Source organism: Nocardioides sp. PD653-B2 (assembly GCF_002117935.1).
Classification (GTDB): domain Bacteria; phylum Actinomycetota; class Actinomycetes; order Propionibacteriales; family Nocardioidaceae; genus Nocardioides.
This window is the reverse complement of record NZ_BDJE01000040.1, coordinates 80,660-105,123: the sequence shown is the minus strand read 5'-3', so window position 1 is coordinate 105,123 and position 24,464 is coordinate 80,660. Positions and strand designations below refer to the sequence as shown.

21 protein-coding genes are annotated in these 24,464 nt (G+C 71.6%); 11 read left to right on the top strand and 10 right to left on the bottom strand.

The features are described 5' to 3' along the window. Positions 1–136: 136 nt before the first annotated feature. The 3 genes from PD653B2_RS17500 to PD653B2_RS17490 are packed head-to-tail and all read left to right on the top strand — an operon-like array spanning position 137 to position 2,839. Positions 137–658, top strand: a complete 522-nt coding sequence (locus tag PD653B2_RS17500; RefSeq protein ID WP_165763523.1) for a DUF4232 domain-containing protein — start codon at positions 137–139, stop codon at positions 656–658. Positions 659–713: 55 nt separating this feature from the next. Beyond that, positions 714–1,964 (top strand): geranylgeranyl reductase family protein, encoded by a 1,251-nt coding sequence (locus PD653B2_RS17495; protein ID WP_085873673.1) that lies wholly within the window; start codon positions 714–716, stop codon positions 1,962–1,964. Then, a complete protein-coding gene (locus PD653B2_RS17490) occupies positions 1,964–2,839 on the top strand; it encodes an NUDIX hydrolase (RefSeq protein ID WP_085873672.1) in 876 nt (291 codons plus the stop codon). Before PD653B2_RS17495 ends, PD653B2_RS17490 begins: the two co-directional genes overlap by 1 nt. Before the next feature lie 7 nt (positions 2,840–2,846). Here the strand turns inward: PD653B2_RS17490 and PD653B2_RS17485 are convergent, their stop codons facing one another. The 8 genes from PD653B2_RS17485 to PD653B2_RS17445 all read right to left on the bottom strand — a co-directional run bounded on the left by PD653B2_RS17485 (position 2,847) and on the right by PD653B2_RS17445 (position 12,902). Next, positions 2,847–3,911 carry a hypothetical protein gene (locus PD653B2_RS17485; protein WP_085873671.1) on the bottom strand — a complete coding sequence of 355 codons (1,065 nt, stop codon included), beginning with the start codon at positions 3,909–3,911 and terminating at the stop codon, positions 2,847–2,849. Continuing rightward, the gene (locus PD653B2_RS25110; protein ID WP_085873670.1) at positions 3,908–5,344 is read right to left on the bottom strand and encodes a substrate-binding domain-containing protein; all 1,437 of its coding nucleotides are present in this window, start codon (positions 5,342–5,344) and stop codon (positions 3,908–3,910) included. The genes PD653B2_RS17485 and PD653B2_RS25110 overlap by 4 nt, the downstream gene beginning before the upstream one ends. Continuing rightward, complete coding sequence (locus PD653B2_RS25105; protein WP_165763522.1) at positions 5,341–6,507, bottom strand: hypothetical protein; 1,167 nt, start codon at positions 6,505–6,507, stop codon at positions 5,341–5,343. Before PD653B2_RS25105 ends, PD653B2_RS25110 begins: the two co-directional genes overlap by 4 nt. A 5-nt stretch (positions 6,508–6,512) precedes the next feature. Further along, positions 6,513–7,502 (bottom strand): hypothetical protein, encoded by a 990-nt coding sequence (locus PD653B2_RS17470; RefSeq protein ID WP_085873668.1) that lies wholly within the window; start codon positions 7,500–7,502, stop codon positions 6,513–6,515. Then, a complete protein-coding gene (locus PD653B2_RS17465; RefSeq protein WP_089504004.1) occupies positions 7,499–9,163 on the bottom strand; it encodes a hypothetical protein in 1,665 nt (554 codons plus the stop codon). Before PD653B2_RS17465 ends, PD653B2_RS17470 begins: the two co-directional genes overlap by 4 nt. Next, positions 9,160–11,286 carry a glycosyltransferase gene (locus PD653B2_RS17455; protein WP_085873665.1) on the bottom strand — a complete coding sequence of 709 codons (2,127 nt, stop codon included), beginning with the start codon at positions 11,284–11,286 and terminating at the stop codon, positions 9,160–9,162. The genes PD653B2_RS17465 and PD653B2_RS17455 overlap by 4 nt, the downstream gene beginning before the upstream one ends. Further along, positions 11,283–11,534: a hypothetical protein gene (locus tag PD653B2_RS17450; RefSeq protein ID WP_085873664.1), complete on the bottom strand. Its 252-nt coding sequence runs from the start codon at positions 11,532–11,534 to the stop codon at positions 11,283–11,285. Before PD653B2_RS17450 ends, PD653B2_RS17455 begins: the two co-directional genes overlap by 4 nt. A 192-nt stretch (positions 11,535–11,726) precedes the next feature. After that, the gene (locus PD653B2_RS17445; RefSeq protein WP_085873663.1) at positions 11,727–12,902 is read right to left on the bottom strand and encodes a cellulase family glycosylhydrolase; all 1,176 of its coding nucleotides are present in this window, start codon (positions 12,900–12,902) and stop codon (positions 11,727–11,729) included. Between the two features lie 60 nt (positions 12,903–12,962). Between PD653B2_RS17445 and PD653B2_RS17440 the strand changes: the two genes are divergently transcribed. The 8 genes from PD653B2_RS17440 to PD653B2_RS25100 all read left to right on the top strand — a co-directional run bounded on the left by PD653B2_RS17440 (position 12,963) and on the right by PD653B2_RS25100 (position 21,357). After that, on the top strand, positions 12,963–14,225 hold the full coding sequence (locus PD653B2_RS17440; protein ID WP_085873662.1) for a hydroxyacid-oxoacid transhydrogenase: 1,263 nt from the start codon (positions 12,963–12,965) through the stop codon (positions 14,223–14,225). Position 14,226: 1 nt separating this feature from the next. Beyond that, positions 14,227–16,968 (top strand): FAD-binding and (Fe-S)-binding domain-containing protein, encoded by a 2,742-nt coding sequence (locus tag PD653B2_RS17435; protein WP_085873661.1) that lies wholly within the window; start codon positions 14,227–14,229, stop codon positions 16,966–16,968. A gap of 82 nt (positions 16,969–17,050) precedes the next feature. Then, complete coding sequence (locus PD653B2_RS17430) at positions 17,051–18,271, top strand: class I SAM-dependent methyltransferase (RefSeq protein ID WP_085873660.1); 1,221 nt, start codon at positions 17,051–17,053, stop codon at positions 18,269–18,271. 2 nt (positions 18,272–18,273) lie between these two features. Continuing rightward, positions 18,274–19,248: a hypothetical protein gene (locus PD653B2_RS17425; RefSeq protein WP_085873659.1), complete on the top strand. Its 975-nt coding sequence runs from the start codon at positions 18,274–18,276 to the stop codon at positions 19,246–19,248. Then, the gene (locus tag PD653B2_RS17420) at positions 19,232–20,236 is read left to right on the top strand and encodes a DNA topoisomerase IB (protein ID WP_085873658.1); all 1,005 of its coding nucleotides are present in this window, start codon (positions 19,232–19,234) and stop codon (positions 20,234–20,236) included. The genes PD653B2_RS17425 and PD653B2_RS17420 overlap by 17 nt, the downstream gene beginning before the upstream one ends. A 3-nt stretch (positions 20,237–20,239) precedes the next feature. Further along, positions 20,240–20,731: a macro domain-containing protein gene (locus PD653B2_RS17415; RefSeq protein ID WP_207559497.1), complete on the top strand. Its 492-nt coding sequence runs from the start codon at positions 20,240–20,242 to the stop codon at positions 20,729–20,731. Then, positions 20,728–21,165 carry a hypothetical protein gene (locus PD653B2_RS17410; protein ID WP_085873657.1) on the top strand — a complete coding sequence of 146 codons (438 nt, stop codon included), beginning with the start codon at positions 20,728–20,730 and terminating at the stop codon, positions 21,163–21,165. Before PD653B2_RS17415 ends, PD653B2_RS17410 begins: the two co-directional genes overlap by 4 nt. 33 nt (positions 21,166–21,198) lie before the next feature. Further along, positions 21,199–21,357 (top strand): hypothetical protein, encoded by a 159-nt coding sequence (locus tag PD653B2_RS25100; RefSeq protein WP_165763521.1) that lies wholly within the window; start codon positions 21,199–21,201, stop codon positions 21,355–21,357. A gap of 89 nt (positions 21,358–21,446) precedes the next feature. Here the strand turns inward: PD653B2_RS25100 and PD653B2_RS17405 are convergent, their stop codons facing one another. Next, the gene (locus PD653B2_RS17405; RefSeq protein WP_133059086.1) at positions 21,447–22,694 is read right to left on the bottom strand and encodes an HNH endonuclease signature motif containing protein; all 1,248 of its coding nucleotides are present in this window, start codon (positions 22,692–22,694) and stop codon (positions 21,447–21,449) included. 648 nt (positions 22,695–23,342) lie between these two features. Beyond that, positions 23,343–24,464, bottom strand: coding sequence for a phosphoserine transaminase (serC, locus tag PD653B2_RS17400; RefSeq protein WP_085873655.1), 1,122 nt, complete (start codon positions 24,462–24,464; stop codon positions 23,343–23,345).

Below are 24,464 nucleotides of genomic sequence, written 5' to 3'. Positions count from 1 at the left end.
AACCGAAGGCGCGCCTTCCTCCACCACCGGGGGTGGTCTGGACTCTCAGCGAGATCTCAGGGGTCGGGTGCAACGTGGCGTCGAGTGGGTGCGTCTCACTGCTGGGCCGAGACACGGCCGGATGAGGAGGGTTCCGATGAGGATCGTTCAAGCGCTGCTCGGGTGCGTGGCCACCGGCCTGGTCGTGGCGGGGGTGCTGGTGGCCGTGCCGGCGACCGCCGACGGGCGGGACCGGGCGGTGGGGGAGTGCACCAACGCGGAGCTGACCGCGTCGTACCACGCCCGGGACGCCGCGATGAGCCACCGGTACGGGCGGATCGTGCTGAGGAACACCTCGGACCACGCCTGCCGCACGGGTGGGTACGGCGGGCTGTCGTACGTCGGCGGCGGGGACGGCACCCAGATCGGTGCCCCGGCCGACCGGACGAGGAGCCGGGTGCGCGAGCTGGTGGTGCGGCCCGGTCAGCGCGTGGTGAGCCCGGTCGTGGAGGTGGTCGCGGGCGCGTACGGCCCGCACCGGTGCCGCCCGGCGGAGGTCGACGGCTTCCGGGTCTACCTGCCCGACGAGACGCGCTCGCAGTTCGTCGAGCACCGCACCACGGGCTGTCGCAACCACGCCGTCCACCTGCTCTCGCACCGGGCCCTCCGTCGGCCCTGACCGGCCCTGGGTGCCTGATTCACGGCCGCGTGCCGCCGCCTGAGAGAATCGCGGGGTGAGCATCCCCGCGCAGACCGACGTCCTCGTCGTGGGCGCCGGCCCCGCGGGGTCGGCGGCTGCTGCGTGGGCGGCGCGCGCCGGGCTGGACGTCGTCCTGGCCGACGCCGCGGTGTTCCCGCGCGACAAGACCTGCGGTGACGGCCTGACCCCCCGCGCGATCGGCGAGATGCAGCGACTCGGGCTCGAGGACTGGCTGCGCGCCCACACCGTCAACCAGGGGCTGCGCGCCCACGGGTTCGGCCAGACGCTGCTGCTGCCGTGGCCCGGCGGCTCGCTGCCCGACTGGGGCTCCGCCGTCGCCCGCACCGAGCTCGACGACCACCTGCGCACGACGGCGATCAAGGCCGGAGCGGTGGCCGTCGACGGTGCCCGGGCGGTGGACGTACGGCGCGAGGGCGACCGGGTCGGCGCGGTGGTCTTCAAGACCGAGGCCGGACCCGTGGAGATCGCGTGCAAGCGGCTCGTGGTGGCCGACGGGGTGCGCTCGCCGCTCGGCAAGGTGCTCGGTCGGGAGTGGCACCGCGACACGGTGTACGGCGTGGCCGGCCGCTCCTACATCGCCTCGGAGATGTCCGACGACCCGTGGATCAGCTCGCACCTCGAGCTGCGCGGCGAGGGCGGCCCCGACGGCAAGGGACCGGTCCTGTCCGGCTACGGGTGGATCTTCCCGCTCGGCACCGGTGAGGTGAACATCGGCGTCGGCACCCTCGCCACCTCGAAGCGACCCGCGAACGTGGCGATCAAGCCGCTGATGGCGTTCTACGCCGAGCAGCGCCGCGAGGAGTTCAAGCTGTCCGGTGAGCTGCGGATGCCCACCTCGGCGCTGCTGCCGATGGGCGGTGCGGTGTCGCACGTCGCCGGGCCCAACTGGGCGCTGATCGGTGACGCGGCGGCCTGCGTGAACCCGCTCAACGGGGAGGGCATCGACTACGGCCTCGAGACCGGCCGGCTGGTGGCGGAGGTGCTGGCCGAGGGGGACGACCTCGCCCAGGTGTGGCCCGCGCTGCTGCGCGACCACTACGGCGAGGGCTTCTCGATCGCGCGGCGGCTGGCCGGCCTGGTGACCGTGCCGCGGCTGCTGCCCGCGCTCGGCCCGGCCGGCATGCGGTCCGACTGGCTGATGACGCTCGCCCTGCGGTGGATGGGCAACCTGGTCACCGACGAGGACCGCGACCGCGCCGCGCGGGTGTGGCGCTGGGCAGGCCGGCGCTCGCTCGCCCTCGACAACCGTCCGCCGTTCAGCTGATGGCCGGGGGGCTCCCGAAGCGCCAGCGGGTCGCGGCGTACGCCGTGATCCTGCGCGACGGGCGGATCCTGCTCAGCCGGCTCGCCCCGACGGTGACGTCCGAGGAGCTCTGGACGCTCCCGGGTGGCGGCCTCGACCACGGCGAGGACCCCCGCGACGCCGTGGTCCGCGAGATCCGCGAGGAGACCGGGCTGGACGCGGTCGTCGGTGAGACCGCGCGCGTCTACTCGGCGCACCTGCCGGGCGTGTGGCGCGACGGACGCCGGGTCGACGCCCACGCGTTGCGGATCGTGTACGACGGGTGGGTGCCGGTGGACGCGCCCGAGCCCCGGGTGCTCGAGGTCGACGGCTCCACGATGGAGGCGGCCTGGCTGACGGTCCAGGACGTCGTCGACGGCGGCGTCCCGGTGGTGCCGCTGGTGCTCGAGGCGATCGCCGACCACCAGCCGTTCCGCCACCAACGCCTGGGCGCCTACGCGCTCGCCGTCCGCGACGACAGCGTGCTCCTGGTGCGCATCTCGGCCCGCGGCTTCCACACCGGGTCGTGGACGCTGCCCGGCGGCGGCGTCGACCACGGCGAACCGCCGCGGGCGACCGTCATCCGCGAGGTCCGGGAGGAGTGCGGGGTCGACTGCACGGTCGGCGAGCTGGTCACCGCCCACGACGAGCATTTCAGCGGGACGGCGCCGTCGGGTCGCTACGAGGACTTCCACGCGGTCAGCCTGGTGTACGACGTGACCCTGGCCGACGGCGCCGAGCCCCACCTGGCCGAGGTCGACGGCACCACCGACGCGGTGGCGTGGGTGCCGATCGCGGAGGTCGAGTCCGGTGCTCGGCCGGTGCTCGACGTGGTCCGCCAGGCCCTGGGCCGCTGACGACCGGCTACGGGAGTCGCGCGGCCGCGACCTCGCAGGTGTTGAGGTAGGGCTTGGCGTCGTTGTTCGTGACCATGTAGGACGAGAGCACGTAGCCGATCTTGGGGCCGTCGGTGCCCTGCGGCGCGAACCACAGCCGCATCATCCCGTTGCGCGGCAGGTCCACGGGACCGATCAGGCCGGTCACCGGGTCGACGTCGAGGTCGTAGTAGCGCGAGATGTGGTCCGGGTCCGTGGTCCGGCCCTCGCCCTGGTTGTACTCGTAGTCCATGTAGGGCTCGGCGCTGCCGTCCGGGTCGGCGCCCGGGTCGTACGCCGGCGGGCGCAGGGCCACGCTCCGCTCACCGTTGCGCCCGGTCTCGCAGGTCACCAGCGCGTCGCCCAGCCCCGGGATCGAGGTGCTGCTGGTCGAGGTCGTCGCGGCCTCGTCGCTGCCGTGCCAGTTCAGCCCGAACTGCTGGTCGGTGTCGGTCTTCAGCGCGAGCGTCATCTTGCAGTACTGGCTGCCGGGATAGGCCATCCGCTCCCAGTACCAGGTCAGCTTGTAGGCCGCCGCGGGCACCGTGAGCGCGCCGCCGCCGGGCTGGTTGCGGCCCGGGCGCTGGCTGATCACGCCGTACGCCGAGCCCTTGGCGTAGTCCTCGATGCCGTGGGCGCCCTGGTTGAGGCCCTCGTGGGCCTGGGGACCGGTGCCGCCGGTGCCGTCGTCGGCGGCCGTGGCGTAGGTGTAGATGCGGACGTTCTTGACCGCGATCCGGTCGGTCCCGTCCTTCGTCTCGTACTTCGCCATCCACATCTGCGTCTCGGCCCGCCGGTCGTTGGCGCGGATCCGGAGCATCGTGTTGTTGGGTCGGCACATCAGCTCGATCTGGCCGATCCCGGGCAGGTCCGCGACCTTCTGGTACTTCGGGTACTTCTGGTAGCCCTCCCACTTCACGACGATCCGCTTCGACTGCTGGACGGACCTCTTCGCGGCCTGCCCGCCGGCGTACGTCGGAGCCACGCCGACCGCCGCGAGGGCGAGCAGCAGGGGCACGACGAGCGCCAGGACCCGGGCGGACCGCGATGTCATCGGGCAGGCTTCTCGCTCGCCACCGGCTCGGCCGGCGCGGTCACGTCGTCGTCGGGGGCGTAGAGCAGCGGTGCCTGCTCGCCGCTGAGCCAGGACTGCTCGAGGGCCACGGTCTCGGCCGGCAGCGCGACGAGGCGCGCGTTGGCGGCGGCCTCCTGCGCGTTGGCGAGGTAGTGGCTCATGAAGTCCCGGACCTCGGCCCGTGCCAGCGAGCGGGTGGTCGTGGTGATCAGCAGCTGGCGGGCCAGCGGGTATTCACCGCTGGTGATCGTGCGCTGGCTCGGGAAGATGCAGTTCATCTGGCCGTCGGTGGTGGTGATCTCGAACGGGCGCAGCTGGTCCTCGAACAGCTCGTAGTAGCTGAAGCGGAAGTAGGCGACGTGACCGCGGTAGGCCTCGTAGAGGCGACGGGCGCCGTCGGTGTTGCGGTAGAGCTCGTCGACCCTCTTGTAGCGGAGCTCGACGGCGTTCAGCCGGGTGCGGGCGGCGGCGCGGCGGTCGAACGCCTTGTCGACGCGCCGCTGGTCCTTGGCCTTGTCGGCCGGGCTCCGCTGGTCGCGGATGCCCTTCGCGCGCTCGGCCAGCGCCGTCGCCAGCTCCTGGCGCGCGGCCTGCATCTCGGTACGGGCGTCCTGGAGCGCCTGGTTGGCCTGCGTACGACGCCGGGTCACGTCCTCGAACCGGGCGGAGCGGAGCTCGAGGCGGCGCGTGCCGACCACGAACTGGCGGGCGAGCTCGTCGGTCCCGGCCTGGAAGTAGTCGGAGCGCAGGTCGACCTGGGACGGCTCGGGAGCACCGAGGACGTAGCGGCCGAAGAAGCCGAAGCCGTTGGCGTCGATGTTCGGGCCGCCGACCTTGAGCGGCACGTCGTCCATGCCGACCTGGCTCCAGTTGGTGACGGGCGAACCGGCGCGGTAGATGTCGCGCACCTGGTCGACACGCAGGCAGTCGCCGCCGACGTCGGTCTCGGACTTGATCGCGAGCACGATCGCCTCGGCGGCGACCTGGAACTGGACGACGTCGAGGCCGACCGCCTGGCAGGCCTCCCACTCGGCCCGGCTGATCGGTCGCGCGGAGTCGACCAGGTCGATCCGGCCGGCGCAGAGCTCCTGGAAGGCCTGGTCCTCGCCGTTGTTGCCGACGTTGATCTGCGCCGCGTTGGAGGTGCCGCCGTACAGCACCGCCTCCGTCGGGGTCAGCGAGCCGTCGGTCGAGCCGTCGACGTCGACCACGCCCGCGGGGCGTGTCGGCAGGTTGGCGTTCGCCTTGTCGATCTCCTTCTGGTCGGCGACCTCCTGGCGGTACTGGTCGGCCTGGCCCTGGCTGACCGAGTCGGTTGCCTCCTGGGACGGGTCGGAGCAGGCACTGAGCAGGCTGAGCGCGACCGTGGCGGTCACCACCGCCCCGATCAGGCTGGTGCGTCGGGTGTTCACTGCGCCTCCCCGGCGTCGGGCGAGCTGGACGGCGAGGCCGTCGGGCTCGCGCTCGGGTCGACCGTGATGTCGTCGGTCTCCGGGGGGTAGCGGTGCTTCTGGCCGAGGGGCATGACCTCGAAGTCGTCGAGACGGAGGCCCTGGAGCTCGTTGCCCTGGATCAGGCCGTCGGTGACGTCGCGCTGGGCGTAGAGGGTCGGGACCGCGGCCCGGTCGACGACGATGGCGCCGTAGGTGCGCAGGCAGGCCACGATCGCGTCGGCCAGGCGCTGCTGCTGCTTGGTGAGCTTGATCTTCCTGCCGGTGCGCGGGTCGACCGGCGCCGGCAGGATGACGTCGCGCTTGAGGCGGATCCGCGCACCCTCGGGGATCGAGCCGGAGCGGCCGGTGCCGTCGGTGGACGACGCAGGCTGCACGAACACGCCCGCCGCCGGGCCGGGCAGGCTGATGGCCAGCGCGTGCTGGATCTCGCCCGACTCGAGCTCGCCGGGGCGGATCAGGCCGGCGAAGAGCGGGAGCCCGGATCCCCGGGCGCCCTCGCGGTAGAGGTCGCTGAACCCGGGACCGTTGAGGTCCCACTTGCGCATGTAGTTGTAGGAGATCGTGTCGTCGTCCTCGCGGCGCGCGCGCCACAGGTCGTAGGCGACCGACGCCGAGGTGTCGAAGACGGTGTACCAGCCGTCGTAGCGCGGGTCCGGGTCGACGTCGTCGGGGATGTTGAGCACCGTGGTGTCGGCGCCGTCGCCGCAGACGAGCTGACGGCAGACCAGCGAGGTCGGCCGGCCGCCGGCCACGACCGGGACGGTCCACCGGGTGGTGTTGATGTAGAGGCCCTCGTCGACCATGTTGCGCGTGATCGTCGGGTTACCGCTGCCGGGCAGCTCGACGACGCCGACGCGCTCGTGGGCGAGCTCGATCATCCGGTTCGACTGGGGGTCGACCCGGGCGGTGTCGATCCGCTTGTTCCACGGTGAGCTGTCGTTGAAGAAGCGCCGCTCGGGCACCGGGATCGTGGTGGCTGCGGTGTCCGGGTTGACGGTGACGACGGCGTCCGGGGAGCGCCCGCTCCCACCGTCGCCCCCGCCGCAACCGGCGAGCAGCACGGCAGACGCGGTGACGAGGACCGCCAGGCACTGGGACCGGCGCAGACGAGTGGTGGACATGACCTTCACGACCCCGACGGGTGTTCGGGAGTCCGCCGGCGGGTGGCCAGCAGGGACTCGGTGGAGTCGGCGACACGGGAGACCGCGTCACCGAAGACGGCGAGCCGGTGACCGGTGTCGCCGGGATCGTCGTGGGGGTCGTCGATCTCGCCCGCGCGCATCCGCGCCGCGGTGACGATCGCGTGCGCCTCGCGGCGCGACTGCAGGCGGATCAGCTCCGCGTCCAGCTCGGCCTGGGCGGTGACCAGCTCGTAGCGGCGGGTGGCCTCGGTCTGCATCGCCTCGAGGTGGCGCAGGGTGGCCTCCTCGGCGGCGTGCATCCGGGCGATCACCCCGTCGGCGATCTGCTCGACCTCGCGGGCGACGTCGAGCTTCGGCGCGGCGGCAGGGACGGGTGCCGGAGCGGGAGCGGGGCCGGGAGCGGGGACCGGGTCAGGGGTCGCCACCACCACGGCCTCGACCGGGGCGGGTGCCGGCTCGGGCTCGGCGACGACGCGGGCCTCGGGCTCCGGCTCGGGCTCGGGCTCGGGCTCGGGGTCGGGCTCCGGCTCGACGGCGGCTGCGGACGCCTTGGTGACCTTGGGCAGCCGCACCTTCTTCGGCTTCGCGGGTGCCGGGGCGGGCTCCGCCTCGACGACGGGCTCCGCCGCGACGGGCTCCTCGACGACCTCGCCGATGACCACGTCCTCGACGGGCTCCTCGACGACGGGCTCCTCCGCGACGACCTCGGCCTCGACCGGCTCCTCGACCACGGGGGCCGGCGCGGGCTCCGGCGCGCTGGTGGTGTGGGAGGTACGGCGGGTGGTGGCGGTGCGTGCGCGGGCGTTGTCCGGGCGGTTCGCGCGCACGTCGTCCTTCGCCGCCGCCGAGGGTGGGTCCGGGGCCAGTGCGACGCTGAAGTCGACCTGGCCGATGCGGGACTCCTCGGTCAGCGACGAGAGCACGTCGTCGACCGAGGGCGGCGGCGTGATCCGCGGCTTCTGGTCGCCGATCACGACGACGTCCCCTGGACCTGGTCGAGCGTCGTCCCCACGGGACGGTAGCCGGAGGGCACGCTGACCAGGACGTAGCGCGGCGTGCGGTAGACGACCTGCAGCTGGGCGTCGGAGCCCGCCGCGGCGTCCGGGTAGAGCTTGGTGAGCAGGTCGCCGTTGTCGCTGGTCGACATGAGCAGGTAGTCGACGCTCTCGGCCGGGTTGCGTGCGGCTTCCTTCCACGGGCCGTCGCTCTTGTCGATCCGGTCGAAGAAGAACTCCGGGTGCCCGGTCAGCATCATCACGGCGTAGGTCTGGGCGTTGTCGGTGAGGATGGAGTTCGGGCGCGACACGTTGTTGTCGATGTACTCCGCCATGGCCTGCTCGGAGACGATGCCGACCTTCTCCCGGTTGAGGGTCTCGGCGCCCTCCTGGGACTCGCCGGTCGTCACCGCGGCCGCGAACGGCGCCTCGAGGTTCTGGTAGCGGTAGGTCTTCATCGCCTCGAGCGTCCACGGGATGCTCAGGAGAAGCCCGACGATCACCAACGCGGCCACGATCGTGCTGCCCTCGTCCGCAGATCGCGCCAACCAGACGGCGCCGATCATCGCGATCAGCAGGATCGGCAGCGCGTTGCGCATCAACATCGGCGAGTCGGTCAGCCGGAACGCGACCGCCATCGCCGGCGTCAGGATCGCGGCACCCAGGAGGACGCCGAGCCACAGCGCGAACGGGTTGCTCCGCGCGATGCCGGAGAAGAGCAGCGCCGGCAGCACGATGATCGCGATCGGTGCGCCGTACAGGACCAGCTCGCCGGTGCCGCGGAGCAGCTCGACGGCGGAGAACTGGTCGAGGCCCCCGGACGCGGCGGCGTCACTGCTGCGGGTGATCCACGCGAACGGGCGCAGCAGCAGGACCAGGTTGAAGACGGTCCACAGGGCGATCACGTAGACCGTGGGTGCGGCGAACCCGACCACGGTGCCCTCGACCTCGGTGCCGTCGGCGCCGAGGCGGGCCAGGATCGCGCCGACCATGATGGCGCTGAGCACGAAGAAGGTCAGGCTCGTGTAGCCGGACAGCGCGGCGACGGAGTAGGCGATGCCGCCGAGCATCACGAAGCGCACGTCGGCGGTGATGTACCAGGCGAAGAGCGCACCGAGCCCGGTGATCACGAAGGCGATCCACACGAAGTGGCGGGTGCCGGTCGACGCGTAGAGCAGCACGAGCGGGTTCGCCCCGAGGGCGAGCAGCAGGCCGAAGCGGAGCGGCGCGGCGATCAACGCCCGGCGCATCATGGTGTTGAACGCGACCATCGTGATGGCGGCGAAGATCGCGGACGCCACCGGCACCACGGCCATGGAGGTCACCGGGCCGCGGAGGATCGCCAGTGGGGTGATCAGCAGGGTGGCCAGCGGCGGGTAGTCGAACCCGATCGCGGACAGCTTGGCCGGGTCGTTGTGCCAGACCATGAGGGCACGGTTCAGCCGGTCGAGCGTCTCGAAGCCGACGACGTGCTTGTCGACGACCAGCCAGTAGCCGAACCAGCTGTAGGCGACGACGAAGAACAAGAAGACCCCGAGGGTCTCCCACGGGCGGCGCGGGACGTCACTCGGGCGTCGGCCGACGGACTGGACGATGCCGCTCAGACGGTCCTTCGTGTGGAGGACGGTGGTGGTGGTCATGAGTCACCGTGGTCGAGACCGTGTTCGGTCTTCTCCCAGTAGAAGGGGTTCGTGAAGAGCTGGATGAAGCCCTTCCAGGCGGCCATGCTCATCAGGCCCCAGTAGAGCGGGGACAGGAGCGCCGTCCGGGTGAGCCCGAACTCGCCGCGTTGGAGGCTGCCGGCGACGCTCAGGTAGACGAACACGAAGTTGCCGACGAAGAGCAGGAAGCTCGCGGCGTAGAAGATGATGCCCGGGAACAGCTGCTGGATGAAGCCCGCCTGGGTCAGCACGTAGAGCGTCGTCAGGCCCCAGAAGATCGGGTTGAGCAGCAGCACGAACGCGCTGCCCATCGTCAGGTTGAAGCTCATGAAGCCGTTGATGCCGGTCTGCGAGAGCAGCGTGAACGGGTGCCGCATGTGCACCAGCCAGGTCTGGATGTAGCCCTTGTTCCAGCGGCTGCGCTGGCGGATCCAGTTCGGGACCTGGGAGTTGGCCTCCTCGAGCGTGGTCGAGTCGATCATCGCCGTCCGGTAGCCCTCGCGGTGGAGGCGGATGCCGAGGTCGGCGTCCTCGGTCACGTTGAACGGGTCCCAGGCGCCGAGGTCGCGGAGCTTCGAGGTGACGAAGTGGTTGGACGTGCCGCCCAACGGGATCGGCGACTCGGCCGCGCCCATGGCGGGCAGCACGAGCTCGAAGTGCATGGAGTACTCGTTGGCGAACCAGGCCGTGAGCATGTTCTGGTCCTGGTTGAAGTGGTTGAGCTTCGCCTGGACGCAGACCACGTTGTTGGCGACCCGGCTGAAGGCGATGACGGCCTTCTTCAGCTGGTCGGGGTCGGGCCGGTCCTCGGCGTCGAAGATGACGCAGAAGGCGCCCGAGGCGAGCTGGAGGCCGTAGTTGCAGGCCTTCGGCTTGGTCTTGGGCTGGCTGTCCGGCACGACCACGAGGTGGAAGTGCGGCGGCAGGTCCATCGAGCGGATCTTGGCGACCGTCTCCTCGTCGTCCTCCTCGCAGAGCAGCTTCACGTCGAGGCGGGTCCGCGGGTAGTCCAGCGCGTTGATGTCGCGGACCAGGCGCGGCACGATGCCGGCTTCCTTGTAGAGCGGCACCAGGATCGTGTACACGGGCAGGTGCCGCTCGTCGAGGGAGGCGATCTCCTCGTCGGTGACGTCGGTCTCGAGGTGGGTGCCGAGAGCACGCAGGGTGAGGCGGAACTTGTAGAACGAGACGACGAGGTAGAGCACGCTGCAGGCCGCGACCAGGCCGATCAGCGTCGGCATCGGCCAGATCACACAGCAGACGACGACGAAGATCGACGCGATGACCAGGGCGGCCTTCTGCCCGCCCGAGACGACGACGTGTGCGGACTCCTCGGGGCGGGTCTCCATCAGCAGCCGGGTCGACACCTCGGCGTAGTGGCGGCTGTGGACCCGCTGGATCAGCTGGTCGAGCTCGGTGCGGTTGGCCAGGAGCTGGCGGAACGGCGAGCCGAGCGCCTCCTCGATCTGCGCCGACTGCTCGGCGTCGAGCGGGCGGGCGACGGCGAGCAGGACCAGGTCCTCGGTCGCCGCGACCGGCACCGTCTGGAAGGCCTGGGCCAGCGGCTCGGGCAGCCGCCGGGCGACCTCGATGTCCGGGGTGAACTCCGCGAGACCGACGCGCTGCATCTGGTACATCTCGGAGAGGGCCGCGACGAGGACGTCCTCGGAGATCGCCTCGTGCGAGACCAGGATGTCGCCGAGCGGGTCGCCCGTGCGGGAGTACTCGAGCATCGCGCGCTGCAGCTGGTCGTCGGTGATCAGACCGCTGCGGGTGAGCATCTGGGCCATCTGCATCCGGGACCGGCGGCCCTCGGGCGTCTCGACCTCGGTCTCCTGCGGCGGGTAGACCGAGTCGATGGCGGCGACGATCTCGTTGACCGTGTGGCGCACGAGCAGCACCGGGCGGTCGATCCGCTCGGCCACGACGTGGGCGGTGATGGTGTCGTCGGCGTCGGCCGCGGCGACCAGGACGGTGCCGTCGACGGAGGCGTAGGGCATCACCCGGAACGTGCGGCAGATGCCCTCGGGGATCAGGTGGCGCAGGTCCTGGTCGACACCGTCGGTCAGCCGCGGGTTGTGGCGGGTCTGGATGGCAGTCATGAAGTCCCTGCTCCGAAGCCGTGGGCGGCCGTGTCAGTCGCGCCGGCGCGGGGCGCGGAGCCGGTCCGCTTCTTCGCACGCGGTCGCATCGCGGCGTAGCAGAGGTAGGCGACCCCGAGCGCGAGCAACGGGGCGATGAGGAAGGCGAGGAAGGTGACCACCAAGATCACCAGCGTCAGGACCAGGTCGACGACTGCGGCGCCGATCGACTTCGTTGCCGGACGCGACGTACTCGCCTGCACCGACATGACGCATCCCCCCTGCTCAGGCACCGGTGTGTGCCGTTCACCCAATGATGGCCCGTGATCTGGTAAAAGACGGGCACTCTTCCCCAGTTGTGGATCCGGTCTGGTCCAGGGCGCCAAGTTGTTGATTTCGTGTAGCCCGGCTGTTGCCCACGTGTGGGGCGGATGTGGATTTGCAACGGCCGCCGAGGACGGTCAGCCGGCCGCCGGAAGATGCCCGGAGAGCCACTTGCGGGCTCTCAGGCCGTACGCCGTGGGCGTGCCCCGGTCGTCGGCGACCAGCGCCATCGGGTCGCCCGGGTGGTCGGCCCAGACCCAGAAGAGCGCGCCCTCGTGGTGCTGGTCGGCCCAGGCGAGGAAGGTGTCGACGTACCCGTCGCCGGGCTTCTGGGCGCCGAGCTCGGAGGCGAGCACCGGCACGCTGTCGGCGATCTCCCCGAGCACGTCGTTCCAGCAGGTCGCGTCGTTGCACTCCTTGAAGTCGTAGGAGTGGAACGACGCGATGAGCTGGTCGTCGTCGGGCGCGAACTCGAGCCAGTGGCGGAGGTCGTTGGCGTAGTCGAGGCCACCGAGCAGGATCGGCTGCGTCGCGCCGGCGCCGCGGATCGCGCCGACGACCGCGTCCATGCCGATGACCGGGTAGGTGACCCGGCCGACCGATGCCGTCTGGTCGTCCTCGACGGGCGCCTCGCAGCCGCCGTCGCGCCAGCACTTCCACGTCAGGTCGAAGAGGTAGCGGGTGCCGCTGGAGTTGTAGCGCGAGTACGGCTCGTTGAAGGCGTCGAACATCACCGACGGGTTGTCCTCGTACGCCGAGGCGACCGAGGTCCAGAAGGCGAGCGACTCGCCGTCGGGCATCGCCAGGTTGCCGAACTCCGGCTGGCCGATCCGCTTGCGGCTGTGGAGGTCGAGGATGACCACCATGCCGGCCCGGTTCAGGGCCGTGACGAACGAGTGGACGTCGTCGCGGTAGGTCTCGACGGTGCGTTCGTCGTACTGGTCGCTCACCGGGGCGCCGCGGGTGCCGAGCCAGCAGTCCTGGTTGAGTGGCAGGCGCACGGTGTTCGCGCCCCAGTCGGCGATCATCGCCGCTTCCGAGCCGTACGGGTCGCGGGCCACCATGGTGTCGAGCGCGGAGGTGCCCCAGCCCTGGGCGCAGGCGTACTCGAAGCTGCTCCAGTTGACCCCGCGCGGCACGAACTCGCGGCCGCTGCGGGCATCGACGATCCGGTTGCCGTCGACCACGGGGTGCGCCGCGCCGGTGTCGACCTCGCTGCCGGAGGCCAGGGGCGAGCGCTTCTGGGCATAGATCGCCCCGCCGGACAGCAGCACGACTGCTGCAGCCAGCGCGATCCAGCGCGCGTACCGCATGGAAGCCCCCCTCTTCGCTGGGAGAATCGTACGGGCCAGCGGGGCGGTTATGTTGGCCGAATGAGTGAGACCGTCTTCACCTACGCCGCGCCCGCGCTCAAGTTCGGGGCCGGCGCCTCCGCCGAGGTCGGGTACGACCTGCTGAACCTCGGCGCCCGGCGGGTGCTGCTGGTCACCGACGCCGGCGTCGCCGCCACCGGTCATCCGGCGCGGATCGCCGAGCAGGTCTCGGCTCGGGGCCTGCACGTCACGACGTACGACGGAGCGCGGGTCGAGCCGACCGACGAGTCGATGGCGGAGGCCGTCGCGTTCGCCCGCGACGCCGGCCCGTTCGACGCGATCCTGGCCGTCGGAGGTGGGTCGTCGATCGACACCGCCAAGGCCGTCAACCTGCTGACCACCAACCCGGGCGAGCTGATGGACTACATCAACGCGCCGGTCGGCAGGGCGCAGGCCCCGACACAGCCCCTGCTGCCGCTCGTCGCGATCCCGACGACCACCGGCACCGGCGCGGAGAGCACCACCATCTGCGTCCTCGACGTGCTCGCGCTGAAGGTCAAGACCGGGATCAGCCACCCGCGGCTGCGTCCGATCCTGGCGATCGTCGATCCCGTGCTCACCGCATCGCAGCCGGCGATGGTCACCGCGGCGTCCGGGATGGACATCCTCTGCCACGCGCTGGAGAGCTACACGGCGCGCTGGTACGCCGACTTCGACGCGAAGCAGCCCGAGCAGCGGGTGCCCTACTGCGGCGCCAACCCGATCGCCGACATGTGGTCGGAGAAGGCGATGTCGCTGCTCGCCGGCGCCTTCCGCGCGGCGGTCCGGGACGGCTCGGACGGGGTCGCGCGCGAGCAGATGGCGATGGCCGCGACGTTCGCCGGGCTCGGCTTCGGCAACGCCGGCGTGCACATCCCGCACGCCAACGCCTACCCGATCGCCGGCCGGGTCCGCGACTACCGTCCGGAGGGCTATCCGGCACGAGAACCCATCGTCCCGCACGGGATGGCCGTCTCGCTGACCGCGCCGGAGGCGTTCCGGTTCACGTTCGAGGCGGCCCCCGAACGACACCTGCACGCGGCCCGGCTGCTGGACCCGTCGGCGTCCGGCGACGGCCCCGACGTGCTGCCGACCGTGCTGGCGCAGCTGATGCGCGACGTCGGGATCCCGAACGGCCTGGCCGAGGTCGGCTACGGCGACGCCGACGTGGGGGACCTCGTCGACGGCGCCCTGAAGCAGCAGCGGCTGCTCGCGACGGCGCCGCGCAGTCCCACGGAGGAGGACCTCGCGTCGGTCTTCCGTGCGTCGATGGAACACTGGTGACGTGTCGGACACGTCCCGCCCACTGGTGGCAGCGCTGCGCCGGCGGGGCATCTCGGACGTCGACGACTCCACGCTGACCCGGGCGCTGTACTCGTCGGACGCCTCCCTCTACCGCGTCGTCCCGCAGGTGGTGGTCCGGCCGCGGCACCCCGACGAGCTGCTCGCCGTCCTCGACGCGTCCTGCGAGACCGGTGCGCCGGTCACGATGCGCGGCGCGGGCACGTCGATCGCGGGCAACGCGGTCGGCACCGGCATCGTCGTCGACACCCTCAAGCACCTCAACCACGTCGTCTCGATCGACGCCGAGGCGCGCACCGCCGTCGTCCAGCCCGGCGTCGTCCACGCCGACCTCCAGCGCGCGGCCGCGCCGTACGGGCTGCGCTTCGGGCCGGACCCCTCGACGCACACCCGCTGCACGATCGGCGGGATGATCGGCAACAACGCCTGCGGCTCGCGAGCGCTCGGCTACGGCCGCACCGTCGACAACGTGGTGGCACTCGACGTGGCGCACGGGCCCGGCGCGACCGACGTCGAGGCGCAGCTGGCCGCCCTCGCCGACCAGCACCTGGGGCACCTCCGGACGACGTTCGGGCGCTTCTCCCGCCAGGTCAGCGGCTACTCGCTCGAGCACCTGCTGCCCGAGAAGGGCCGGAGCCTGGACCGCTTCCTGGTCGGCTCGGAGGGCACGCTCGGCGTCGTCCTCGGCGCGACCGTCCGGCTGGTCGAGGACGAGGCGGACCGCCGGCTGGTCGTGCTCGGCTACCCCTCGATGATCGAGGCCGCCGACGCCGTGCCGACCCTGCTTGCCGCGACCGACGGCCGGATGATCGCCTGCGAGGGGCTCGACGCCCGGATCGTCGACCTGGTCCGGGCCAAGGGCAACGCCGTGCCGGAGCTGCCCCGCGGCGCCGGCTGGCTGTTCGTCGAGCTGGCCGGTGCGGACGCTGCGTCGCTGCTGGCCCGGGTGGTCTCCGAGGCGGGTGCACTCGGCCACCGGATCGTCACCGACGAGCGCGAGGCGGCCGCGCTGTGGCGGATCCGCGAGGACGGCGCCGGCCTGGCCGCGCGCAGCCTGTCGCGCCCGGCGTACTCCGGCTGGGAGGACGCGGCCGTGCCGCCCGAGCGGCTCGGCGCCTGGCTGCGCGACTTCGACGAGCTCCTGCGGGAGCACGACCTCGACGGGGTGCCGTACGGCCACTTCGGGGACGGCTGCGTGCACGTGCGGATCGACTTCCCGTTCGCCGAGCCCGACGGCGGTCAGGTCTTCCGTGACTTCCTCACCGCGTGCGCACACAAGCTGCGCGAGCACGGCGGCTCGCTGTCGGGAGAGCACGGTGACGGGCGGGCCCGGTCGGAGCTGCTGTCGGTGATGTACGACGAGGAGTCGATCCGGCTGTTCGGCGCGGTCAAGGCGATCTGCGACCCCGCCAACCTCCTCAACCCCGGCAACATCGTCGACCCGGTGCCGTTCGACGCCGACCTCCGGCCGACCCGCCCCCGGCAGCAGGTGCGCACCGCGCTCAAGCTGGTCCACGACGGCGGCTCGCTCGGCAACGCCGTGCACCGCTGCACCGGCGTCGGCAAGTGCGTCGCGCCGACCACGAACGGCGTGATGTGCCCGTCCTACCTCGCCACCCGCGACGAGAAGGACTCGACCCGGGGCCGCGCGCGGACCCTGCAGGAGGCCCTCGACGGGTCGCTCGTCGGGGGTCTCGGCGACCCGGCCGTCTCCGAGGCGCTCGATCTCTGCCTGGCCTGCAAGGGCTGCGCGTCGGACTGCCCCACGGGCGTGGACATGGCGACCTACAAGGCCGAGGCGCTCTACCAGAAGTACGACGGGCCCGACGCCACCGCGCGTCGACCCCGCAGCCACCGGCTGCTCGGCCAGCTCCCGAAGTGGGCCGCGCTGGCCGCTCCGATGGCGCCGGTCGCCAACCGGATGATGAGGCTCGGCCCGGTCGCCCGGCTCGCGAAGGCCACGGCGGGCATCGACCAGCGGCGCTCCATCCCGGCCTTCGCGCCGCGCACGCTCCGTCGGACGACGGGCGTCCCGGACGTCGTGCCGGACGTGTGGATCTGGGCCGACTCGTTCACCGACCACTTCTTCCCGGCCAACGCGCTGGCGGCGATGCGCTTCCTCGAGTCGGTGGGCGTCACGGCGCGGGTGATCGCCGACGACGCGTGCTGCGGCCTGACGTGGATCACCACGGGGCAGCTCGACCAGGCGCGCTCGATCATGGAGCGCACGGTGGCCACGCTGACGCCGTACATCGAGTCGGGCGTGCCGGTCGTCGGCCTGGAGCCGTCGTGCCTCGCGACGCTGCGCAGCGATGCGGCCGAGCTCACCGGGGCGAACCTCGACGTGCTGTCGTTCGCCGAGCTGCTCGAGCGGCTCGACGTGGAGCTGCCCTCGCTCGCGGGGGTCGAGGTCGTCGCGCAGCCGCACTGCCACCAGTCCGCGATCGTCGGCTGGGCAGCCGACAAGCGGCTGCTGGAGAAGGCCGGCGCGACCGTCACGCAGGTCGCGGGCTGCTGCGGCCTGGCCGGCAACTTCGGCATGGAGAAGGGGCACTACGAGGTGTCCGTCGCCGTCGCCGAGACGCACCTGCTGCCCGCCGTGCGCGCCAACCCGGGCGCGGTCGTGCTCGCCGACGGGATGTCCTGCCGGGTGCAGCTCGCCGACCTCACCGAGACCCCGACGATGCACCTCGCGGAACTCCTCGCATCTAAAGTGGAGCGGTGAATCCCCGCCATCGCCGTCTCGTCATCCCCGTCGCGCTGGTGGCGCTCCTGCTCGTGGTCGTGATCGCCGCGGTGGTCGGGAGATGAACGAGCCCCTGCTCCGCGCGCTGAACCGGATGCGCGGCCTCATCCTCGACCCCGACGTCCTCGTGAAGGCGGTCGGCTCGGGGCGCCAGAAGGGCGAGGTCCCGACGTGGAAGCGCGTCGAGATGCGGTACGTCGACCTCAAGGCCGGCCGGCACCTGCAGATCACGTCGTACGACCAGACGCAGGCGCACACCGAGAACCACGCGGTCGCCCCCTCTGATGGGTCGAGTGCGGCGCGCGACGCTGTCGACGCGCTGCTCGACGAGCCGTTCGGCAACTGGCACGTCGACACCACCACGCAGAGCCACCAGGTGCGGGTGACCAAGAAGCTGGAGGCGGTCGTGCACACGACCGACCGCGCCACCGAGGTCGAGGTCGAGCGCGGCCACGACCGCGACAAGGCCCGGCTGCTGCCCGAGTCCGACCCGGTGTTCGCCGCGCTGGGGCTCACGGACGCCGAGGGACGGCTGAAGCCGAGCCGGCAGGCGAAGTACCGCCAGGTCGAGGAGTTCCTCCGGCTGCTCGACTCGTCGATCACCGACGCACTCGACAAGGGCCACCTGCGCAGGCCCACGGCCGAGGAGCCGCTGCGGATCGCCGACCTCGGCTGCGGCAACGCCTACCTCACCTTCGCCGCGCAGCGCTATCTCTCCGGCGTCCGCGGGCTGCACGTGCAGCTCACCGGGGTCGACGTGAAGGAGCAGTCGCGCGAGCACAACGCGTCGGTGGCGGCCGAGCTCGGGGTGAGCGCCGAGTTCGTCGTCGGCACCATCGGCGGGGTGTCCCTGGACCCCGCCCCCGAGGTGGTCCTCGCGCTGCACGCCTGTGACACCGCGACCGACGAGGCCCTCGCCCAGGCCGTCGCCTGGGGAGCCCAGCTGGTGCTGGCCGCGCCCTGCTGCCACCACGACATCGCCGCCCAGCTGCGCCGGTCGCCGACCCCCGCGCCGTACGCCATGCTCACCCGGCACGGCATCCTCCGCGAGCGGCTGGCCGACACCCTGACCGACGGCCTGCGGGCCTCGCTGATGCGGCAGCAGGGCTACCGCGTCGACGTCGTGCAGTTCGTCGAGAGCCAGCACACCCCGCGCAACACGATGCTGCGTGCGGTGCTGACCGGCGGCAAGGTCAAGGGCGGCTCGGTGCGCAAGGAGTACGACGACCTCGTCGACACCTGGGGCATCTCACCTCGGCTCGCCCAGCTGCTCGACGCCTGATCGTGCTCGACCGGATCGTCGGCCTGGTCGCCGTGGTGCCGTTTGCGGTCGGCACGCTCGCCGGGGCGCCCGGACCGCACGCCGCCGTCGAGTTCTCCTACCGCGACCCGGCGATCGTCGAGTCCAGCGCGCTCGTGGTCGTCGACGACCTCTTCGTGACCGTGAACGACTCCGGTGACTCCGGCCGGGTGTTCGTCGTCGACCGCTCCGGCGCCACCGTCGGCGTGACGTCGTGGGACGGCGACCCCGTCGACGACGAGGCGTTGGCGCCGGCGGGCTCCGGATCGGTGTGGGTCGGCGACATCGGCGACAACGGCGGGTCCCGGGACTCGGTGGACGTCTTGAAGGTCCCGGTCGGGCGCGAGGACCAGCACGTCGACCCGGAGCGCTACGAGCTCGTCTACCCCGGGGGAGGCCGCGACGCCGAGACGCTGATGGCGAACCCGCGGACGGGCCAGCTCTTCGTGGTGTCGAAGAACCTCTTCGGCGGCACCGTGTACGCCGCGCCGCGGCACCTCTCGACCACCCACCCGAACCGGTTGCGGCCGGTCGCCGACAGCCTGGCCTTCGCGACCGACGGTTCCTTCTTCCCGGACGGGCGGCACTACGTCGTGCGTGACTACGCAGGCGCCACGGTCTACACGTTCCCCGGTCACGAGGAGGTCGGCTCCTTCACGCTGCCGAAGCAGAGGCAGGGGGAGGGCATCGCCGTCGACGGCGACGGCGCGGTCTTCGTCGGCACCGAGGGACAGTTCTCCGACGTGCTCCGGGTGCGCCTGCCGCGGGCCGTCGAGCAGGCGTTGGCGCCGCCGCCGTCCCCGTCGCCCACCGGTGGTGCCTACTCCTCGACGCTCACGCTCGACCAGGACGACGACGGGGCCGCGCCGCTGTGGCCGTGGCTGCTCGGCGGGGTGGTCGTCGTCGGGTTTGCCGCGGGCGCCGTGCGGCTACTGACCCGGCATGGTTCGGCTTCGTAGGACGTCTCCCGACCAGCCGGGCTGGACCCGGCGCCGGGCGGGCAAGGGGTTCGTCTACCTCGACGAGGCGGGCAACCGGCTGCCTGCCGACGACGCGCAGCGGGTGCGCGACCTCGTCATCCCCCCGGCGTGGGTCGACGTGTGGGTGACGCCGTACGCCAACGGGCACCTGCAGGCCGTCGGCACCGACGAGGCCGGGCGCCGGCAGTACCTCTACCACCCCGATTGGCGGACCCGGCGCGACGCCGAGAAGTTCGACCGGATGCTGGAGTTCGGCAAGGCGCTGGCCCGGGCGCGTGAGCTGGTGCTCACCGACCTGGGGCGCGAGGGCATGCCGCTCGAGCGGGCGTGCGCGGCGTCGGTCCGGCTCCTGGACCTCGGGTACTTCCGGATCGGCAACGACGTGTATGCCGACGAGAACGGCAGCTTCGGCCTGACCACGCTCGAGCGACGGCACGTGAAGCGACGTCAGGACCGCCTCGTCTTCGCCTTCACCGGCAAGTCCGGAGTCGAGCACGAGATCGAGATCGACGACGCCGTCGTCATCGAGGCGATCGAGATCATGCGCCGCCGGCGGGGTCAGGACCTGCGGCTGCTCTCCTACAAGGACGGCCGGTCGTGGCGTGCCGTGCTGCCCGACCTCGTCAACACCTACGTCCGCGCCTCCACCGGGCTCGAGGCCACCGCGAAGGACTTCCGCACGTGGCACGCCACCGTGCTCGCCGCCGCTGCGCTCGCCGAGACGCCCGAGCCGGGGGAGACGGCGGCCTCGCGCAAGCGCGCGGTCTCCGGCGCCATGAAGGAGGTCGCGTCGTTCCTCGGCAACACCCCGACGCTGGCGCGCTCGTCGTACGTCGACCCGCGGGTGATCGAGGCCTACGAGAACGGCCGGACCATCGCGCGCACCACCCGCCGTACCTTCGACAACCCCGACGAGCGCCAGGCCGCCCTGGAGCGTGCGACCCTGCGGCTGATCCGCGACACTTGAGCCGTGGACATCACCGTCGTCCAGGGCGACATCACCGCGCAGGACGTCGACGCCGTCGTCAATGCCGCCAACCGCGCCATGCGTGGCGGTGGTGGGGTGGACGGCGCCATCCACCGGGCCGGCGGGCCGGCCGTCCTCGAGGACTGCATCGCGCGGTTTCCCGACGGCCTCTCCACCGGTGACGCCGGCTGGACCACCGCGGGCCGCATGCCCGCCCGCTGGGTGATCCACGTCGTCGGGCCCAACCGCAACGCCGGTCAGACGGACCGCTCGCTGCTGCTCTCCTGCTACGCGCGGGCGCTCGAGGTGGCCGACGAGCTCGGCGCCGCCTCGGTCGCCTTCCCGCTGGTCTCCGCTGGCGTCTACGGGTGGCCCAAGGACGACGCCATCGCATGTGCGCTCGAGGTCTTCCGGTCCGCGGCGACCTCGGTCGCGCAAGCGCGGCTGGTGGCTTTCGACGGTCCGACGTACGAGCTGATCGGCTCGATGCTGTGAGGCTCCTGCTGGTGGCCCTGTTGCTCTCCCTCGTGGGGTGCTCGTCGCCCTCCGACGCGCCGGTCGCCGAGCCCATCGCGCCGCGCTCGTGGCTCGGGCTGGACCCCGGTGACGCCCGGGCCTTCCACGGACCCGCCGGCGAGCTGGTGCTCATCCCCGTGGACGAGACCTATGCGATCGACGGGGTCAATGCTTCCGCCGTCACCTGGGAGCTCGGCGACGACTACACCACCGACTACTACGTCGAGGACGCGGACGGCACGGTGTGGTGGTACGGGCGCCGGGGTTCCTGGCGCGCCGGCCGGCACGGCGAGACGCCCCGGGAGCTGCCGATCGTCGACCACCGGATCCGCTTCGGGGATCGCGTGATCACCCTGTCGGACGACGGCGGTCCCGTGCAGCTCGAGACGCCGGAAGGCGTCTTCACGCCCTGATCCACCCACGCTCCACCCACGAGAGGGACAGCCATGTACTTCGACAACCGGCCGTGTGACGTCTGCGGTTCCGAGGTCGAGCTCCGGCCCCACACCACGCTGAGCAAGGGCGAGGCCGACAGCGGTCCCGACGAGCGGGTCTGCACCAACGCCGAGTGCGAGACGAACACCTCCGACGACGTACAGCCCTGATCTGTTCCGCCACGCGGGGTGCTCGTATCCACGTCGCTCGTGGCGGCGAGCGGCGACCGATGCCTCCTCCTGCATGGCGACGAGATCGATCAGGTCGGCCTCGGTCGTTCGTCGGAAGCGCATGGCTCGACCATGCCGCTCGTGCCGCATGGCGTGACGGCATACCTACGGCCGTGGGGGCTGGTCCAGGTGTAGGTGCCGTCGGGTTCCCGGGTGTAGGACCAGATGCCTCGGGTCTTGTTGCGGTGGTGTCTTCGGCATGTCGGGGCGAGGTTGCCGGGGTTGGTCTGACCAGGCGGGCCACCCTTGTCGAGCGGGAGGTAGGGGGTGATGTGGTCGAGGTCGCAGGAGCGGGCGTCGGTGTGACACCAGGGGAAGACGCAGTGCTGGTCGCGCAGGATGACGTGTTCGCGCATCCAGGTGGGTGGGTCGTGGCGGTCGACGGCGTCGCACCTGTCCATCCGGAGCACGGGGAGGACGGTGACGTGGGAGTGGTCGACCCAGTCCTTGATCCTCGCCATCGACACGGGGCCGAGGCGTTCGACGGAGCCGGTGCCGATGGTCTCGTCGCTGAGAGCACTGAGGTCGGCGTGCACGATCAGCTTCGTCCGCGCGGGTCGCCCACCTCCGCTGCTGGTGGCGAGGTCGTGGATCGCGGCACCCAGGTCAGCGCTTCGAGTGAGCTGGTCGTGGATGCGGGTGAGGTCGTGGGTGTCGCCGGTGATCTCGAGGATGGAGGTGCCGGTCCAGCGGCCGGGGCCGGTGTGGGGTCCGTGGAAGATCCGGACCTCCCAGTTCTCCTTCGACAACTCCTCGTCGGCCTGCGGGGCCTCGGGGTCGGTGGCGGCGATGACCTGGGCGATGGTGCGGTCGATGAGGACGGTGCCGCAGGTCGCGGCCCGGTGTGCGAGCTCGCGGTCCACGAGGGCGGCTTGTTCTTGGGTGAGGTGGGCGGTGGCTTGGGCGATGCGCCGGGCGCGCCAGGCGGGGACGTTGAGGGACTCCACCCCGGCCCAGACCATCGGGAGGCGGTGACGGAGGTTCCAGGCGTCGGACATCAGCTGCCGGGCCGCATGCGTGGTGGTCTGCAGGGCGGCGCCGAGGGGTTCGGCGGCGAACACCGCCACCGGCGGGGTGCCGTGCCCGCCGATCGGGGCGTCCTCTTCGTCGTCGTGGGACTCGACGAGGTGCAGGCGGCACCACTGGGCGGCGTAGCGGAGCTTGCGGCGCTCCGCGATGCGGGACTGGGTCTCGGAGTCCTCGATCAGGGACAGCAGCCAGTCGGCGTCCAGGTCGTCGACCTGGATCGCGAACCCTCGGGTGTCTGTCTCGATCATGCTCACTCACCCAGCACAGCACGCAGGAACAGGGTCTGCACCTGGCCAGCCGATGACTGTGGACAGGGCTGCGCGATGCCGGCCCTGTGGATGCTGAGTGGGCTGGCTGCGGGGGTTTCGACACGGTCGCAGCGCGACCTGCTCGACCAACAGAGGGTGGTTTCGAGGCTCAGGCGCAGGGCGCCTTCGCACCTCAACCACCGTGGTGGTCACGGTCCTGCGTGGGCTGCGGGGTCCGTTGGTTTCGAGGCTCAGGCGCTGGGCGCCTTCGCACCTCAACCACCGTGGTGGTCACGGCCCGTCGTACGCCGGTGGTGGTTTCGAGGCTCAGGCGCTGGGCGCCTTCGCACCTCAACCACCGTGGTGGTCACGGCCCGTCGTACGCCGGTGGTGGTTTCGAGGCTCAGGCGCAGGGCGCCTTCGCACCTCAACCACCGTGGTGGTCACGGCCCGTCGTACGCCGGGGGTGGTTTCGAGGCTCAGGCGCAGAGCGCCTTCGCACCTCAACCACCGTGGTGGTCACGGTCCTGCGTGGGCTGCGGGGTCCGTTGGTTTCGAGGCTCAGGCGCTGGGCGCCTTCGCACCTCAACCACCGTGGTGGTCACCGAGACAGGACATCGCCCTTCCTCGACCGACGGGGGCCGCTGGTCAGAGGTGCTCGACCACGTAGTCGATCGAGGCGGTGAGGGCCTCGATGTCGGAGGGGTCGATGGCGGGGTACATCGCGATGCGGAGCTGGTTGCGGCCGAGCTTGCGGTAGGGCTCGGTGTCGACGATGCCGTTGGCGCGCAGGGTGGCCGCGATGGCCGACGCGTCGATGCCGTCCTCGAAGTCGATGGTGCCGATGACGAGGGAACGGTCGGCGGGGTCGGCGACGTACGGGAAGGTGTAGGACGTCTTCTCGGCCCACCCGTAGAGCGCGTCCGAGGACGCGGTGGTCCGCTCGACCATGGCGGACAGCCCGCCGGAGCCGTTCATCCAGTCCAGCTGCTCGGCCATGAGGAAGAGCGTGGCGAGCGAGGGGGTGTTGTAGGTCTGGTTGAGGGCCGAGTTGGAGATCGCCGTCGGCAGGTCGAAGAACGCCGGGATGTGTCGGTCGGAGGCCGCGATCGACGCGGCGCGCGCCAGGGCGGCCGGGGACATGATCGCGATCCACAGCCCGCCGTCGGAGGCGAAGCACTTCTGAGGAGCGAAGTAGTAGACGTCGGTCTCGAGCAGGTCGACGGGCAGTCCGCCGGCGCCCGAGGTGGCGTCGATCAGGACGAGCGAGTCGGCGGAGGCGCCGGCGGGGCGTACGACGGGCGCCATCACCGCAGTGGAGGTCTCGTTCTGTGCCCAGGCGTAGACGTCGATGCCGTCCTCGGCCACGGACACCGGCCGGGAGCCGGGCTCGGACTTGATCACCGACGGGTCGGCGAGCCAGGGCGCGGCGGCCGCGGCCGCGGCGAACTTCGACGAGAACTCGCCGAAGGACAGGTGCTGGCTCTTCTGCTCGATCAGGCCGCACGTCGCGACGTCCCAGAAGGCGGTCGCGCCGCCGTTGCCGAGCACGACCTCGTAGCCGTCCGGCAGCGAGAAGAGGTCGGCGAGACCCGAGCGGACACGGCCGACGAGCGAGCGCACCGGCGCCTGGCGGTGCGACGTGCCCATCAGCGACGTGCCGGTCGCGGCGAGCGCGTCCAGGTGGCTGGTCTGGATCTTGGAGGGTCCCGCGCCGAAGCGGCCGTCGGCCGGGAGGAGGTCAGCGGGAATCTTCAGGGCGTCGGTCAT